Source organism: Flintibacter sp., assembly GCF_046973065.1.
Genome location: NZ_JBKVXZ010000040.1, coordinates 1 through 14847, shown reverse-complemented (window position 1 = coordinate 14847; position 14847 = coordinate 1). Strand labels below are relative to the sequence as shown.

Sequence of the window (14847 nt, the reverse complement as noted above, 5' to 3'; positions counted from 1 at the left end):
GGATGAGATGCATGAGCTCTATGAGAAGAAAGATCTGGCCTAGCATCGTTGCCCACTTCGCCAAGGCGAAAACGCTCTTCGAGGACGCTAAATATCACAACTGCGTTTTTTTGGGTACGGACGAACAGGGGGTGCCTCGCCACGCCCACAAACGAAGCTGCAACAGCGTAGGCAAGGCATTCCGCCAGAACATAGAGGGAAGTGATCCCAGGTACAGCTTCCACCACATTGGGACAGATGGACAGCTCTTTGTATTTGAGGCCCCTATTGATCTGCTCTCCTACATCACCATGCACCCGGAGGATTTGCAGTCCCACAGCTATGTAGCCTGCTGTGGAACCTCTGCCATCCCCGTGCTGTCCATGCTGGAGCGGATATCTTCGCCCAAAGAAGTATACCTCTGTCTGGACAACGACCAGGCTGGAGAAACTGGCAGCCTGCGCATGGCGGAGAAGATCGCGGAGCAATTTAACATCGCCTCAGACCGGCTCCTCCCGGAGCACAAGGACTGGAATGATGCCCTGTGTGCAAGAAATCAGGAACAAATACAGGCGGCTATGTCTATGGGGATGCAAGTATGATGTCAGAACAGATGATATTCCTGCTGGTGGTTGGTGGGTTGTTGCTCCTGCTGGTAGCTCTCACCTCCTCCAAGCGGTATTCCCTCAACCGGATTAAGGCCAAGACCGTAGGGGACGGCCAGTACGGTACCGCCCGCTGGGCTACGCCCAAGGAGGTCCAGGAGACATTTGCCCATGTGCCTTTCCAGGTAAAGGCTTGGCGCAGCGGGCAAAACCGTCCCAAGGTCCAGGGGTTGGTTCTGGGCAGCACGATGAAGAAAAAGCAGGTCATTGCCCTGGTGGACAGCGATGATATCCACTGCCTGATGATCGGCGCCTCTGGCGTGGGCAAGACAGCTTTCTTCCTCTATCCCAATCTGGAATACGCATGCGCCAGCGGGATGAGCTTTTTTGCCAGTGACACCAAAGGAGACCTGGCCCGAAACTATGGAACTATCGCAGAAAAGTACTACGGCTACAAGGTATCGGTCATTGACCTAAGAAACCCTAGTCGGTCAGACGGGTACAATCTGCTCACCGTCATTAACCACTGGATGGATCAGGCACGGCAAGATCCAAAGAATCTGGGTGCCAGAGCCAAGGCAGAGAAGTACGCCAAACTCCTGGCGAAAACCATAGTCAATCCGGAGGGGGATAGTGCCAACGGGTGACAGACCGACTACTTCTATGAGGCGGCGGAGGGAGTTCTGGCTTCGGTAGTTCTTCTGCTGTCCGAATACCTGCCGCCCACACCTCAAGAACCTATCGACCGAAGGCATATCGTCTCTGTGTTCAAGTTGGTGCAGGACCTAATGGAACCCTCTGCCGTAAAAGGGAAAACAAAGTTCCACCTCCTGATGAGCAAGCTGCCTGAGGACCATATGGCTCGCTGGTTATCTGATTCTGCCCTGAAGACCTCGGAACAGGCTATGGCCTCAGTCATGTCCACACTGTTCTCCCGGCTCAATGCTTTTCTGGACAGCGACCTGGAGCAGATCATCTGCTTTGACAGCTCCATTGATGCAAAGACTTTTGCCCAGGAGAAATGTGCAATTTTCCTGGTTCTGCCCGAAGAAGATCCCACCAAGAATTTTATGGCGGGGCTTATGATCCAGAATCTTAGCAGAGAGCTCTTTACCTTGGCAGATGCCTACGGCGGCAAGCTCCCCAACCGGGTGGTGCTTTCTGTGATGAACTGGGCACCATGCCGCCCTTTGACATCTTGCCCCTGTTCTCAGCCGGCCGCTCCCGACGGCTAACCCTGGTGCCTATCATCCAGTCCCTGGCCCAGCTGGAGAAAAACTACGGCAAGGAGGGCAGCGAGATCATCCAGGACAACACCCAGGACACCATATTCGGCGGCTTTGCGCCTGGAAGCCAAACTGCAGAGACGCTGTCCAAGTCTTTGGGCAGCCGCACCGTGCAGACTGGGTACATCAATCAGAGCAAAAATGATCCCAGCCAGTCTTTACAGATGGCTGGAAAGCCGCTGATGACGCCCGACGAGTTAAAAGCCCTCCCTAAGGGAGAATTTATCGTGATGAAAACTGGCTGCCACCCCATGCGTACTCGTCTACGGTTATTCCTGGAGTGGGGGATCACCTTTGAGGAGCCATACATAGTGCCGCCGCGGGAAAACGCTCAAGTTCGGTATGCGGGAAGAAGAGAGCTAATGAACAGTATCATGCAAAGATATGAATTTGCCCAATCAAGGTCAGGCGTAATGCCTCTTGACTCTGAGAAGGGAGAAAGAAATAAAAATGCTGCTGGGATGAAAACTTAGGAGGAGTGAGTACTAATGAGTTACTTTCAAAGTATCTATGCCGATGAGAATCTGCCTCATCGGTGTAAAACAGTCTATATCTATCTAAAAGATCGGTCCGACGCCTCTGGTTCCTGCTGGCTGGGAGTGAAAACCATTGCCTCAGATTTGGGACTGTCCTGCTCCACTGTCAAGCGGGCCCTGAAGGAGTTAGAACGTACCGGCTGGATACAAACACAGTCCAGATATCGGGAAAATGGCAGCAGTACGTCCAATTTGTATACCATCCTACGGTAGTAGCCATAGCTCATGGGACGGAAAAACAGAAATAGGCGCACACTCCCGCCAAGGGAAGTGTGCGCCTGTTTGCTGGATCGAGGGGCGGTTCATGATGGATGCCCCAGAAGAGAGCACTCTATCGGAGTATTTAAAGCAGAGAGTATTTTTAATGAGAGGTCTACCAGGGAACGGTAATGGTGCTTGGCTCATGACTTTAACAAATATATTGTAGAGGGAAATCACTATCATGATAACACATAGAGATGATCCTTCTCTTGGGCAGTAACAGCGCAATAAATTTCTTTGATTTATTTTAAACTATACTGTGATTTCAGAAATATTACGGTATAATAAATAAAATAAACTCAGAGTGATACAACATGACAGTGAATCAAAAGTGATGAATTTTTCTTATGGACGGCGAAGTAATTCCAATTGGAGCAGATATGCAAAGTCATTAACTGAAAAGAAGTGAAAATAACCCAGGAAATAGTTCACATTTATAACAGCATGGAAGGGAGTAACACTTCAAAGAGTAGCTCGTATGGGTGGTTATAGCCTTCCCAGAAGAAGAGGGCTGATGAAATGCGAGCCGTACAACATTGGCCGTCCCAATAGGCAGTGTACCGTGCAGAACTGGCTTTTGTTGGAGGACTGCTGAAATAAGCAACAATAACTAGGTTGTACGACGGGGGTGATGAGTAACAAGGTGCGTATAATCCCTTGTTTATATTGATTATCTGTGTAGAGGCAAAAGTGGGATATTCAACTGCAACGGGATTCTCAGTAAATCAGGTGATATCGACTGCTTTAATCTTCCCATTATAGTTTGATACAAATGTTTAGGGAGGTGCCAGTATGGCATTTTTAAATGAAAATGAGTGGATACTCCTCAATGAAATTGCGTATAATATTTCTTTTATCTATACAGTAGAGGAGATGCAGCAGGAAATGCTGAATCGATGGCTGCCCTTTCTTATTCCTTATGATGCAGCTATTTTTGCCCGGATCTCCACCACCGAAGACGGGGCCTATCAGTTTCAGACACCCGCAGCGTTTCAACTGTCTCAGCAGGCGGTGAATGCATGGGTACAGGAGAGTTTAAACTCAGATGCCTTTCGCTGGGTCCTGTATACCTGCAAAGGCGGGGCTTTTCGGGAATCCATGTCCGTTCGGGAGGAGCAGATAAAAAATCAAGGAATTTACCAGAACTTTTATTTGCCAAACCACCTGACCCACTCGGTGGGACTCTCGATCTGTTTCCGGGAGGAGCCGGTGGGCCTATTGCGGCTGTATCGTGAGGCAGACAAGCCTCCATTCAGTGAACGGGATATGTTTGTACTGGAGCAGCTGCACAAGCACTTTGCATACCGTCTGGTATATGAGGCTAAAAAGGGCGACACCCGTTATTTCTTTGCAAAAGGGTACCATGAGAAGCTGTGCCGTCAATACGGTCTGACCAGTCGGGAGGGAGAGATGTTGGATCTGGCGGTACATGGACTGTCCAATGAAGACATTGCCCAAAAAATGAATATCAGCATCCATACGGTAAAAAAACATTTCCACAGTATTTACACCAAGATGAACGTACGGAATCGGGTGCAAATGCTCCAAAGCCTCCCAATGTCCACAAACAAGATTGATTTTGATGCACTATAAATAAATGGAAGCAAAAAAGCTTGCTTGAAATTGTTTGAATTGCAGTATCCTTTAGTGGTATAAAAAGAAACATCGGTCCCATGCAGAGAAACATAAGATCTCCTTGGATAATACATGGATTAAATAAGATGGAGCCGGCGCTGAATTTCAACGCCGGCTCCATTTTGCTATATTTAGGATACAAAAGTTAGGGGATGTATATGAAACGAAGGGATATCTATTGGGTGGCTGCCTATGGACTGCTGGCCGCGGCCACCGTGCTCCTTTGTGTTACAGGGGGCTTTGCTTGGTTTAATGCAACGTATCCTTATCTGGCCGGATTTATTCAATTTTCCGTCTATGCTACGGCGGGAGAACTGCTCTCCGGGCGGATGCTGGAGGGACACTGGCAGATCAACCGGGCCACATGGTTCAAAAGTGTAAGCTGGGGAGTAGGAGGCCTTTTTGTTACCCTGGCCTTCAGCGTGTTCAGCCAGGGTACGCAGCAAGCCATGGCGGCTGGGCTGCTTCCCGGATATGGAAATGCTTTGGCGCTAGCCTTTTTTACCAGCTGTACCAACAATCTGTTTTTTGCCCCCATCCACTCCGCCCTGATGCGGGTGTGTGGAAATTATGGCGAGATCCGCTTTCTGGAGGGACGCCATATTACGCCGCGCCAGGCAGTGGACTCGGTGGACTGGGGCGAGCTGGTGGATTTTACCCTGTTTAAAACCATTCCACTGTTTTGGATTCCCATCAATACCGTTGGTTTTCTTCTTCCCCAAGAGTATCGCATTGTATTTGCCGCAGTCCTTTCCCTGGTGTTTGGTATATTGATGACCATTCTAAAACTCAGGGAACGGAAAAATCAGAGCAGAAAGGAGTCACTTGTATGATTCAGATTTCAGACAACACCCAGCAGATCCAGCCCTCCAAGATCCGGAAAATGTTTAATAAGGCGCTGGAATATGACCGTGTGCTCAGCTTCACGCTGGGAGAACCGGATTTTACCGCCTCGGCAAATGTGGTGGAGGCCGGGTGCCGGGCCATCCGAGAAGGCAAGACCAAATATTCCGAAAATGCGGGCCTGCTGGCTCTGCGCCAGGCTATCGCCCGTTATCTTGCGCGTACAGAAGGGTTGTCCTACGATCCGGCGAGCCAGATCGTAGTAACGCCCGGAGCTATGGGAGCATTGTTTTTAGCCCTGAAGGTGCTGCTGAACCCAGGAGATGAGGTCATCGTCAATGAGCCCTGCTGGACCAATTACATTCAGCAGATCCGGATGTGCGGCGGCGTGCCGGTATCCGTGAAAACTGATGCACAGCGGGGGTTTGATTTGGATGTATCCGCTGTTGCCGAGGCCATCACCAGCAAGACAAAGGCGATCATTTTAAACAGCCCCTGCAATCCCACGGGAGCCGTAGCCAGTGCTGAGACACTGTCCCAGCTGGCAAAACTGGCTCAGGAGCGGGACCTGGTGGTGCTAGCAGACGAGGTATATAAGCATATCCTCTTTGACGGGAGGACATACACTGGATTTGCCACCCTGCCCGGAATGAAGGAGCGCACGTTGGTCATTGACAGCCTTTCCAAAACGTATGCTATGACCGGCTGGCGTATTGGCTACGCCGCTGGACCGGAGGAACTGATCCGAAATATGATCAAGCTGCAGGAAAATGTCAGTGCCTGTGCGGCTACTCCATGCCAGGTTGCTGCCATTGAAGCGTTGGAGGGATCTCAAGATCACCTGAAGTATATGGTGGAGCAGTACCGTCTGCGCAGGGACTATGTGATGCAGCGGATCGCTGAAATTCCAGGGCTGTCCTGTCATACTCCTGCCGGAACCTTCTATGCGTTTATCAACATCAGCCGCCTGGGCATGCCCTGTGAGGAATTTGCTATGAAGCTGCTGGAAGAAAAGCAGGTGGTTGTGGTACCGGGCACCGCTTTTGGAGACTTTGGCGAAGGGTACATCCGCCTGTCCTATGCCACATCGATGGAATGCCTGGAGCAGGGTTTGGATGCTTTAGAGGCGTTTATCCGCTCCCACATGGCCGGGGAGGATCCGGCATGAACGATATCAATGGTTCCCGTCTTTCCCGCCGCCTGACCCAGTTGGGGCAGATCGGCTTTATGCCGGGGGAAGGGACCACCCGGCTGCCTTATACTCCAGCCTATGACGAAGGACGGACCTATGTGCAGCGGTGTATGGAGCAGGCGGGACTCCAGACGTCGATTGATCCCGTAGGCAATCTGGTCGGCGAGCTGCCGGGCAAAGGGAAAACAATCTGCATTGGCTCCCACATCGACACCGTACCTGGCGGCGGCATCTATGACGGAACCTACGGCGTATTGGCGGGGATCGAATGTGTGCAGCGCCTTCGGGAAATGGGCTATCAAAATCGACATCCCATTCAGGTGGTCGCCTTCACCGAGGAGGAGGGCAATGTCATTGGCGGTACCTTTGGCAGTAAAGCCTTCACCGGCGGAGAAATCGACGGGGCCATGCGGCCCAATCTGGTCCTTCACGGTCTTACCATGGAAGAGGTCAACGCCTGCCGCCGGGATCTGACCCAATATCAGTGCTATTTGGAGCTGCACATTGAGCAAGGGGGACTTCTGGAGGCGGAGGGGGCGCAAATCGGCCTGGCAGGCGGCATTGTAGGTATCGTGCGCTACCGCATGACGGTTTCCGGCTGTGCCAACCATGCAGGCAGTACACCCATGCATCTGCGGGATGATGCCCTGGTAAGCGCCTGCCGGATCATTACCAAGCTTATGGATCGGGCTAGAGCCGCTTCGCCGGATATGGTTTGTACCGTGGGCACGCTCCAGGTGTTTCCGGGAGCGGTCAATGTGATTCCTGGCAAGGTGGAGTTTATTGTGGAGCTGCGCAACCCGACCATGGAGCCCATGGATCAGGTGATCGCTTCCGTGCTGGAAGAGCATGCGGATCTGACAGGGGAAGCGTATATCCGTCAGGAGCCTACCCAGTGCAGCCCGAAGCTGATGGAGCTGAGTGAGAGGCTCTGCCGTGGCCGCGGCATCCACTTCCTCAACATGTTCAGCGGCGCTGGTCATGATCTGATGAATTGGGGACAAACCGTGCCCTCTATGCTCCTGTTCATTCCCAGCAAAGATGGAATCAGCCACTCTATTCGTGAGTACAGTGCGCCTGAGGACCTGTACCGGGGTGCCCAGCTGCTGATGGAAATGGTTCAAGCATTGGATCAAGAGGAGGGAGATCTGTGAAAATCAAGATTATTAACCCCAATACGACACAATCCATGACCGACAGTGTAGAGAATCTAGCCCGCCGGGTAGCCCGCAGCGATACCCAGGTTTGGGCCGTCAGCCCGGCGTCCGGACCGGACAGTATCGAGTGCTATGTGGATGAGCATTTGGCTGTTCCCGGGGTTCTGAAAGAGGTGATCCGGGGAGACCGGGAGGAAGGAGCTGACGCTTTTATCATTGCCTGCTTCGGGGACCCCGGGCTCCAGGCTGCACGGGAGGTCACCTCTAAGCCGGTGCTGGGGATCTGCGAGTCGGCCATCACAGCGGCAAAATTCATTGCCCCCTATTTCTCTATCGTATCGGTGCTGGACCGCTCCCGCAAGGTGACGGAGGATGTGGTGGCCAACTACGGAGCGGAAAAATTCTGCCGTTCTATCCGCTCCACCGGTCTGAGCGTGCTGGAATTTGGCCGGAATCCCCAGAAGGGGCTGGAGGCTCTGGCACACCAGGGGGGGCTGGCCGTACAGCAGGACGGAGCAGAATGCATCCTGCTGGGATGCGCCGGTTTTGTGGACTTTGTCCAGGACTTGTCTGCTCAGTTGGGCGTTCCTGTACTGGACGGAGTTATGCCCGCGGTCAAATTTGCGGAAGCTATGGTGGATATGAGACTGCATACCAGCAAGGTATCCACCTGGGGATTCCCGGAGCCGAAGAAAATCGTGGGCTTTCCCATGTTTACCCAACAAGATTTGATGTTTTAGGAGATGACTGTATGCGCACCTTGATCAAAGGAGGCACCATTGTAACCGCGGAACAGGAGTTTGTGGGGGATATCCTGGTGGAGGATGAGGTAATCCGCGCCATGGGGACCCACTTAGACGAAGCGGCGGATCTTGTGATCGACGCCCAGAGGAAATATGTGTTTCCGGGCGGCGTAGACCAGCACACCCACTTTTCCGCCCTATGCAACGTGGGCGATCGGGACACCGCAGGGTATGAGACCACTGACTCTGCCATTGTAGGCGGAACTACCACCATTGTGGATTTTGCGCCTCAAGATCCGGACCGGGGACTGCTGGATTCCATTGATTACCGAATTAATGTGCGGGCAAAGGACAAAGCCTGTGTAGACTTTGCCCTTCATGCCATGGTAACGTATATTATGGACAGCATCTTTGACGAAATCGAGGACTTTCCCAGGTGGGGAATCTCTAGCATCAAGATCTTTATGGCTTACAATGGTTCACCCCTCCACGTGGATGACGGAACTTTCTTCCGCATTCTGGAGAAAAGCCGCCAGGTGGGCGCCACCGTCTTTGTTCACGCAGAAAATGGTGAGATCCTGAATTTCCTGCGCAGCGAGTGCGTAAAGAAGGGACAGCTGACCCCCCATTACCACTACGTCTCCCGCCCGCCCTTTACCGAGGCGGAGGCAGTGCGTCGGGCGATCTACCTGGCTGGCCAGACCGATACACCTCTATACATTGCCCATATGACCTGCAGGGAGGCCATTGCCGAACTGCAAAAGGCGAAGGGAACTGGCCAGCGAGTTTCTGGTGAGACCTGTACTCATTATCTAACCACCACCAAGGAGGTCCTGGATAACCCCGACTTCAACGAAGCGGCCAAGTTTGTCTGCTCCCCTGCCTTGCGGGATCAGGAGGACTGTGAGGCCCTGTGGCAGGCCCTGGCCGGCGGACTGCTGACGGCGGTCTCCTCTGACCACTGCGGCATCGACGTAGCAGAGCTCAAGCAGGCGGGGCGGGACGATTTCACGCAGATCCCCAACGGCTCCCCCGGCGCCGGTGATCGCCTGCACGTGGTATGGACCGAAGGCGTATGTACCGGCAAGCTGAGCCGTCAGAAATTTGTAGACGTCATCGCTACTCAGCCAGCCAAGATCAACGGCATTTACCCCCGAAAGGGTACGTTGGCGGTAGGTTCCGACGCAGACATTGTGATCTTTGATCCCAGCTATGAGGGCGTGATCCGCCTGGCGGACAACCCCAACGGCGTGGACTACAACCTTTATGAGGGTCGCCGCCAGTCCGGCCGGGTGGAGACCGTTCTGCTGCGGGGACAGGTGGTAGTGGAAAACGCCAAGTTTGTGGGCCGCTACGGCCAGGGACAGTTTATTCCCGCCAGCATGTATGCCTCCGGTTACGAAAACCGGAACTGATCCAGTGTACCTGCAGCAGGCTGCCCCGCCCAAGCAGCGTACATTGGAGAGAGGTGAAAAGAGTCAAAAAAGAAGTGAGGAGGTATGGGTCCTGGGCTTTAGCGGGACTGTATCTGCGGAAGCAGTGATTCCATGAAAGAAAAACCAAGAGTATTATATGACAGGAGGCTTCTTGTATGGATACCACATATGGTGTGTTGTGTCTTATCCCCCCCATCGTAGCCATCGGATTGGCCCTGTGGACCAAGCAGACGATTTTCTCTTTGTTTATCGCAGTTTGGCTAGGCTCCACCATGATGAACGGATTTAATCCTCTGGTTGGCTTTGTTAAAATTATCTCGGACTATGTGATCCCTTCTCTCAGCGGAAACGCGTCTTTGATCGTTCTGGTCACCCTCTCCGGCGGCATGATCGCCATGCTGCGCACCACTGGCGCCGCGGAGGCATTTGCCACCAAGGTGACAAAAGTTATCAATACCGCCAAAAAGGGCCAGGTAGTCACCTGCCTGAGCGCCTTCATTTTCAGCTACACGGAGCCCTGCCTTATGCTGGGTACCATTATGCGGCCCGTGACCGATATGGTGCGTATCTCCCGAGCAAAGCTGGCTTATATCCTGGACTCCATGGGTTGCAACCTGGCCGCTCTTTCTCCTATCAGCAGCTACGGCCCCTTCATCACCGGCCTGATTGCCGCAGAACTGCTGGCTGCTGGCATTGAGGGCAGCGAGTGGGGCATCTGGCTGAATATGCTCCCCTTTAACCTGTACGGCGTGTTTGCCATGATCACCGTTTTGATCGTCGCCGCCTTCGGTTTGAACTTCGGGCCGATGTACAAGGAAGAAAAGCGGGCTCGGGAGACCGGCAAGCTGCTGGGCGACGGGATCCAGCCCCTGGTACCTGAGGTGAAAAATGAGCTGCCCCAGGGCTATAAGCTTACCATGTGGAACTTTATCATCCCCATCCTCTTCCTGTTTGGTTCCCTCTTTGCCACCATTTTCTGGTCCGGCGATCTGGTCAACAATGGGCTGGTGGAGTGCTTCCGCAACGCGAACATTACTCTGGCCATCTGCATCGCCTTTATGGGCGGCGCGGTGGGCGCCGGTATTATGGGTGTGAGCACCAAGCTGTTCAGTGTGACCAAGGCCTTTGACACCTTTGTCAACGGCATGGCCGAGCTCATTTCCGTCCCCTTCATCCTGGTGTGTGCCTGGTCTCTGGGTTCCATCGTCAAAGGCATGGGCACCAGCGAGTTCCTGATCCACATTGTAGAGAACTACCTGACTCCCGGCCTGGTTCCTGCCCTTGTGTTCCTGTTTGGCGCGCTCATTTCCTTTTCAACCGGCTCCTCCTGGGGTGTGTGGTCCATTATGATGCCCATCGCCTTCCCCATGGCCGTTGCCTTTGATATTTCCATTCCGTTTGTGGTTGGCGCGGTCATCGGCGGCGGTCTGTTCGGCGACCAGTGCTCCCCCATCTCCGATACCACCGTCCTCTCCTCCACCGGCGCCTCCTGCAACCATGTGGTCCACGTCATGACCCAGCTGCCCTACGGAATCACAGTTGGTATTTCGGCGTTCCTGGGATTCCTTTTCGGCGGCCTGACGGGACAATATATCTTGAGCATTGTGGTTACCGCTGTTATTCTGGTAGTGGTTCTGTTTGCGCTGACCCAGCTTACCAAGCTGCGTTACCCGGAGAAAGTGCACTAACTGCTTCACCATTGGAACAGGAGGCTTTTTATGAAAAAGATTGATACCATTGTGGTGGCGCCCCATTTCTATACCATGGAAGGGGCTGGCGTGGGTTATCACGGTGACGCCGCCATGGCTGTGGATGGAGGTAAGATTCTGGAGGTGGGCGACCGGTCCAGAATTTTAGTGGAATATACCGCTGAGGAAACCATCACCCTGGATCATCACATGGTGCTGCCCGGCTTTATTGACGGCCACATGCACACGGCATGCAACATCATGCGGGGCCTGGCCCAGGACACCAATAGTTGGATGATGTTCGGTCTTCAGCCTTTTGATAACGTGGTCAACGATGAGGAGCGAGATGCGGGCAGCCGGGTGGCCATTCTGGAGGCCATCCGGGCGGGCACCACTACGCTGGGCGACTATGAATTTAAGATGGAAAACGTGTGTGCGTTCATCGACAAGGTGGGGGCACGAGGCAACATTGCCCAGACCATCCGGGCGGCCAAACGGCGGGTCTATCAACCCGGCGAGCTCTATGAGTTTGATGACACCATGGGCGAAGAGAGCCTGAATCGAAACATTGCCCTGTATGACCAGTGGAACAACAAGGCGGGCGGTCGGATCAAGATCCTGTTTGGGCCCCAAGGCGCTGACTTTGTCAGCCCAGAGATGCTGCTGCGCATCCAAAAGGCGGTCAAAGACAGGGGAACCAAAATCCACATGCATGTGCAGCAGGGGGACCGAGAGACCTATCAGATCGTTCAGCGTTATGGCAAGCGGCCCACCGCCTTCTTGGATGAACTGGGCTATTTGGATGAATCCCTCATTGCCGTTCATCTTACTGACTGCACAGATGAGGAGGCTGCCCTTATTGCCAAACGCGGGGCCTCCATGATCGTCAATCCCGGCTCTATTGGAATCATTGATGGAATTGTCTGCCCCAGCGTGGCCTTCCAGGAGGCGGGTGGTATGGTGGCTTTGGGTTCTGATCAGGCTCCCGGCAACAACTGCCATAATATCATCAATGAGATGAAAAACGTGTGCCTCTTCAACAAGATCAAGTATCAGAATCCTGAGGTCATGCCTGCTTGGAAGGCTCTGCGTATGGCCACCATTGAGGGGGCTAAGGCTGTTGGCTTGGGCGATACCGTGGGTTCTTTAGAGTCGGGGAAGCGGGCTGATTTCATTGCCATTGATCTCAACTGTCCTTCCATGCTGCCGGTATATACCTATCCTATGCGCAATATGGTACCAAACCTGGTTTACAGTGCCCGGGGGCCTGAGGTTTCTCTGGTTGCGGTGGACGGCAAGGTGATTATGCAGGACGGTACATTTACCTATGTAGATGAAAAAGAGTATCTGGCCGCCATCCCCCAGTACCCAGACACCATCGGCGAGCGGGCCGCAGAAGAGTTCTTTGCCATCAATGGTACCAATGCCCACTTTATGCGGGAAGATAAACTGTAAGCATTTTTATGAGATCATTCCTTTCTTTCTCTCCTGTCGGGGGCCCGGGGCAGATGTCCCCGGGCCCCTTGACACAGCAGGTTTTTATTCCGTACAGTACAGTTCCCACTTTCCCGGCTTTCCTTTGCGGAGCACGGGTCCCAGAGGTGACAACACCATGTATGAACCTTCCACGCAGCTCAACCAAAGCGCCGTTCCTATTGTTACATTGCTTCATCTGTCCTGGCCAGCGATTTTGGAGCAGCTTCTGCTTACTGCCGCCAATTATGTGGATACTGCCATGGTGGGCTCTTTGGGAGCTGGTGCCACCGCATCGGTAGCCATCAACTCCTCGGTGTGCTTTCTTTTAATGGGACTGTTTGCTGCTGCAGGAGTTGGTTACTCCGTGCAGGTCGCCCACGCGCTGGGGGGGCAGGATTTGTTCCGTGCCAGAACTGCGGTGCATCAAGCAGCCAGCGGGGCTCTGCTGATGGGGACGGGGGCAGCTGTTTGCATGCTCCCTTTGTCTTGGTTTATTCCTCTGTGGCTGGGAGGTGAACCAACGATTTTGTCGAATGCCAGAGCCTACCTTTGGTTTTATGCCATGGGCCTGCCGCTGCAAGCTCTGCTGGCTGTGCTGTCTGCCGTGCTCCGATGTTCGGGGGATACCAGAACGCCTCTGCTGTTTAATGCTGGGACCAACCTTCTTAATATCTGCTTGAATTATTTGCTAATATTTCCATCAAGGCAGGTCGTCATTCTGGGTTGCTCCTTGTCCATCTGGGGAGCTGGGCTTGGCGTGACCGGGGCAGCCGTAGGGACTGCCTTGTCGGGAGGGCTCATGGGAATTTCTATGGCGCTGTTTATGGCGCTGCGGAAAGGACCGTTGCAGATGACAGCGGTTGTGTTGTTTCGTCCCCAAAAGTCTGTGGTACGGCGGGCACTGGCACTGGGGATTCCTGTGTTTTTGGAGCGGGCCTGCTTCAGCTGCGGACAGCTGATTGTAACCCACATGGTTGCCGGTTTGGGGAATATTGCTCTGGCAGCCAACCACGTTGCGGTAACGGCAGAGGCGATCAGCTACTTGCCAGCGCAGGGGGTCTCCTTTGCGGCCACCGCGGCAGTGGGGCAGGCGATTGGCGGCAATCAACCGGTGTTGGCCCGAAGATATGGAGTGCTCTCCGGACGAATTGGGCTGTGCTCCGGACTCCTGGCCGGGATATTCCTGTTTTTCTGCGCAGAGCCTTTGGCCGGACTCTTCTCCTCTGATCCAGAGGTGATTGCTCTGGCTGCCGATATGCTGCGCATTGTTGCCGTTTCGGAACCCCTGTACGGCCTTTCTATTGTTCTGGGCGGTGTGCTTCGAGGGGCTGGGGACAGCCGCACGCCATTTCTGATCGTGCTGGTGGGGGTGTGGGCAGTACGGCTGCCGCTTGGTCCCATACTCCTTGTTCGGTGCGGTTTGGGCCTTGCCGCCATCTGGATTGCCATGGTTGCGGATCTTATGCTGCGAGGTGTCCTGTGCCAGTTTTTTGTCTGCAAAATCAACTGGCCTCGACGTGCGGCCCTGGTATCAGGAAAACCGACCACCAAAAGTTGATCGCTTTACCTGTATATTGTAATTTGTGATAGATTTCATGTTTAGAAACATCAAAAAGGAGACGTTAAATATGATGCAGATCTCAGAACAAATATTTAAAATTGGCATCATCCCCGTCATCGCCATTGACGACGCGGACAAAGCCGTGCCCCTGGCCAAGGCTCTGGTAAAGGGCGGCCTGCCTGCCGCCGAGGTCACCTTCCGCACCGCCGCCGCTGAGGAGGCCATCCGCCGCATTGTGGCCGAAGTGCCCGACATGCTGGTGGGCGCTGGTACCGTGCTCACCAAGGAGCAGGCCGACCGGGCCATTGCCGCCGGTTCCCAGTTTATCGTCAGCCCCGGCTTCAACCCCGAGATCACCCGCTATGTCCTGGACAAGGGCGTGGTCATGATGCCCGGCACCGCCACCCCCGGCGAGATGGAGCAGGCCATGAGCATGGGTCTGGACGTGG

The 14847-nt window shown here is 53.8% G+C and carries 11 protein-coding genes and 2 pseudogenes; all 13 read left to right on the top strand.

Features of this window, described 5'->3' with window-relative positions; all coding sequences use genetic code 11:
• The first annotated feature begins 2 nt into the window (after positions 1–2).
• Positions 3–581 carry a DUF3991 and toprim domain-containing protein gene (locus tag ACLTXB_RS13275; protein ID WP_428227336.1) on the top strand — a complete coding sequence of 193 codons (579 nt, stop codon included), beginning with the start codon at positions 3–5 and terminating at the stop codon, positions 579–581.
• Positions 578–2343, top strand: a pseudogene (locus ACLTXB_RS13270) (type IV secretory system conjugative DNA transfer family protein). The gene ACLTXB_RS13275 and the pseudogene ACLTXB_RS13270 overlap by 4 nt, the downstream one beginning before the upstream one ends.
• Before the next feature lie 15 nt (positions 2344–2358).
• Positions 2359–2619, top strand: coding sequence for a helix-turn-helix domain-containing protein (locus ACLTXB_RS13265; protein ID WP_428227335.1), 261 nt, complete (start codon positions 2359–2361; stop codon positions 2617–2619).
• Between the two features lie 840 nt (positions 2620–3459).
• The gene (locus ACLTXB_RS13260) at positions 3460–4260 is read left to right on the top strand and encodes a helix-turn-helix domain-containing protein (protein ID WP_154041788.1); all 801 of its coding nucleotides are present in this window, start codon (positions 3460–3462) and stop codon (positions 4258–4260) included.
• A gap of 200 nt (positions 4261–4460) precedes the next feature.
• Positions 4461–5135, top strand: coding sequence for a hypothetical protein (locus tag ACLTXB_RS13255; protein WP_349148378.1), 675 nt, complete (start codon positions 4461–4463; stop codon positions 5133–5135).
• Positions 5132–6313 carry a pyridoxal phosphate-dependent aminotransferase gene (locus ACLTXB_RS13250; RefSeq protein WP_428227334.1) on the top strand — a complete coding sequence of 394 codons (1182 nt, stop codon included), beginning with the start codon at positions 5132–5134 and terminating at the stop codon, positions 6311–6313. The genes ACLTXB_RS13255 and ACLTXB_RS13250 overlap by 4 nt, the downstream gene beginning before the upstream one ends.
• Positions 6310–7491 carry a Zn-dependent hydrolase gene (locus ACLTXB_RS13245; RefSeq protein WP_428227333.1) on the top strand — a complete coding sequence of 394 codons (1182 nt, stop codon included), beginning with the start codon at positions 6310–6312 and terminating at the stop codon, positions 7489–7491. The genes ACLTXB_RS13250 and ACLTXB_RS13245 overlap by 4 nt, the downstream gene beginning before the upstream one ends.
• Positions 7488–8234 (top strand): aspartate/glutamate racemase family protein, encoded by a 747-nt coding sequence (locus ACLTXB_RS13240; RefSeq protein ID WP_154041781.1) that lies wholly within the window; start codon positions 7488–7490, stop codon positions 8232–8234. Before ACLTXB_RS13245 ends, ACLTXB_RS13240 begins: the two co-directional genes overlap by 4 nt.
• 11 nt (positions 8235–8245) lie before the next feature.
• The gene (hydA, locus tag ACLTXB_RS13235) at positions 8246–9652 is read left to right on the top strand and encodes a dihydropyrimidinase (protein ID WP_154041779.1); all 1407 of its coding nucleotides are present in this window, start codon (positions 8246–8248) and stop codon (positions 9650–9652) included.
• 176 nt (positions 9653–9828) lie between these two features.
• Positions 9829–11361, top strand: a complete 1533-nt coding sequence (locus tag ACLTXB_RS13230; RefSeq protein WP_148337853.1) for a Na+/H+ antiporter NhaC family protein — start codon at positions 9829–9831, stop codon at positions 11359–11361.
• A gap of 30 nt (positions 11362–11391) precedes the next feature.
• Entirely contained in the window at positions 11392–12816 is a 1425-nt protein-coding gene (locus ACLTXB_RS13225; RefSeq protein WP_154041776.1) for an amidohydrolase family protein, read from the top strand.
• A 157-nt stretch (positions 12817–12973) separates the two neighbouring features.
• On the top strand, positions 12974–14395 hold the full coding sequence (locus ACLTXB_RS13220; protein ID WP_428227332.1) for an MATE family efflux transporter: 1422 nt from the start codon (positions 12974–12976) through the stop codon (positions 14393–14395).
• A 70-nt stretch (positions 14396–14465) separates the two neighbouring features.
• A pseudogene (locus ACLTXB_RS13215) lies at positions 14466–14847 on the top strand (bifunctional 4-hydroxy-2-oxoglutarate aldolase/2-dehydro-3-deoxy-phosphogluconate aldolase); the annotation flags it as partial.

What these genes read in the sequence shown, in the direction of transcription:
- ACLTXB_RS13275 (WP_428227336.1), top strand. Translation starts at nt 3, where the DNA reads ATGAGATGCATGAGCTCTATGAGAAGAAAGATCTGGCCTAGCATCGTT.
- ACLTXB_RS13265 (WP_428227335.1), top strand. Translation starts at nt 2,359, where the DNA reads ATGAGTTACTTTCAAAGTATCTATGCCGATGAGAATCTGCCTCATCGG.
- ACLTXB_RS13260 (WP_154041788.1), top strand. Translation starts at nt 3,460, where the DNA reads ATGGCATTTTTAAATGAAAATGAGTGGATACTCCTCAATGAAATTGCG.
- ACLTXB_RS13255 (WP_349148378.1), top strand. Translation starts at nt 4,461, where the DNA reads ATGAAACGAAGGGATATCTATTGGGTGGCTGCCTATGGACTGCTGGCC.
- ACLTXB_RS13250 (WP_428227334.1), top strand. Translation starts at nt 5,132, where the DNA reads ATGATTCAGATTTCAGACAACACCCAGCAGATCCAGCCCTCCAAGATC.
- ACLTXB_RS13245 (WP_428227333.1), top strand. Translation starts at nt 6,310, where the DNA reads ATGAACGATATCAATGGTTCCCGTCTTTCCCGCCGCCTGACCCAGTTG.
- hydA (WP_154041779.1), top strand. Translation starts at nt 8,246, where the DNA reads ATGCGCACCTTGATCAAAGGAGGCACCATTGTAACCGCGGAACAGGAG.
- ACLTXB_RS13230 (WP_148337853.1), top strand. Translation starts at nt 9,829, where the DNA reads ATGGATACCACATATGGTGTGTTGTGTCTTATCCCCCCCATCGTAGCC.
- ACLTXB_RS13225 (WP_154041776.1), top strand. Translation starts at nt 11,392, where the DNA reads ATGAAAAAGATTGATACCATTGTGGTGGCGCCCCATTTCTATACCATG.
- ACLTXB_RS13220 (WP_428227332.1), top strand. Translation starts at nt 12,974, where the DNA reads ATGTATGAACCTTCCACGCAGCTCAACCAAAGCGCCGTTCCTATTGTT.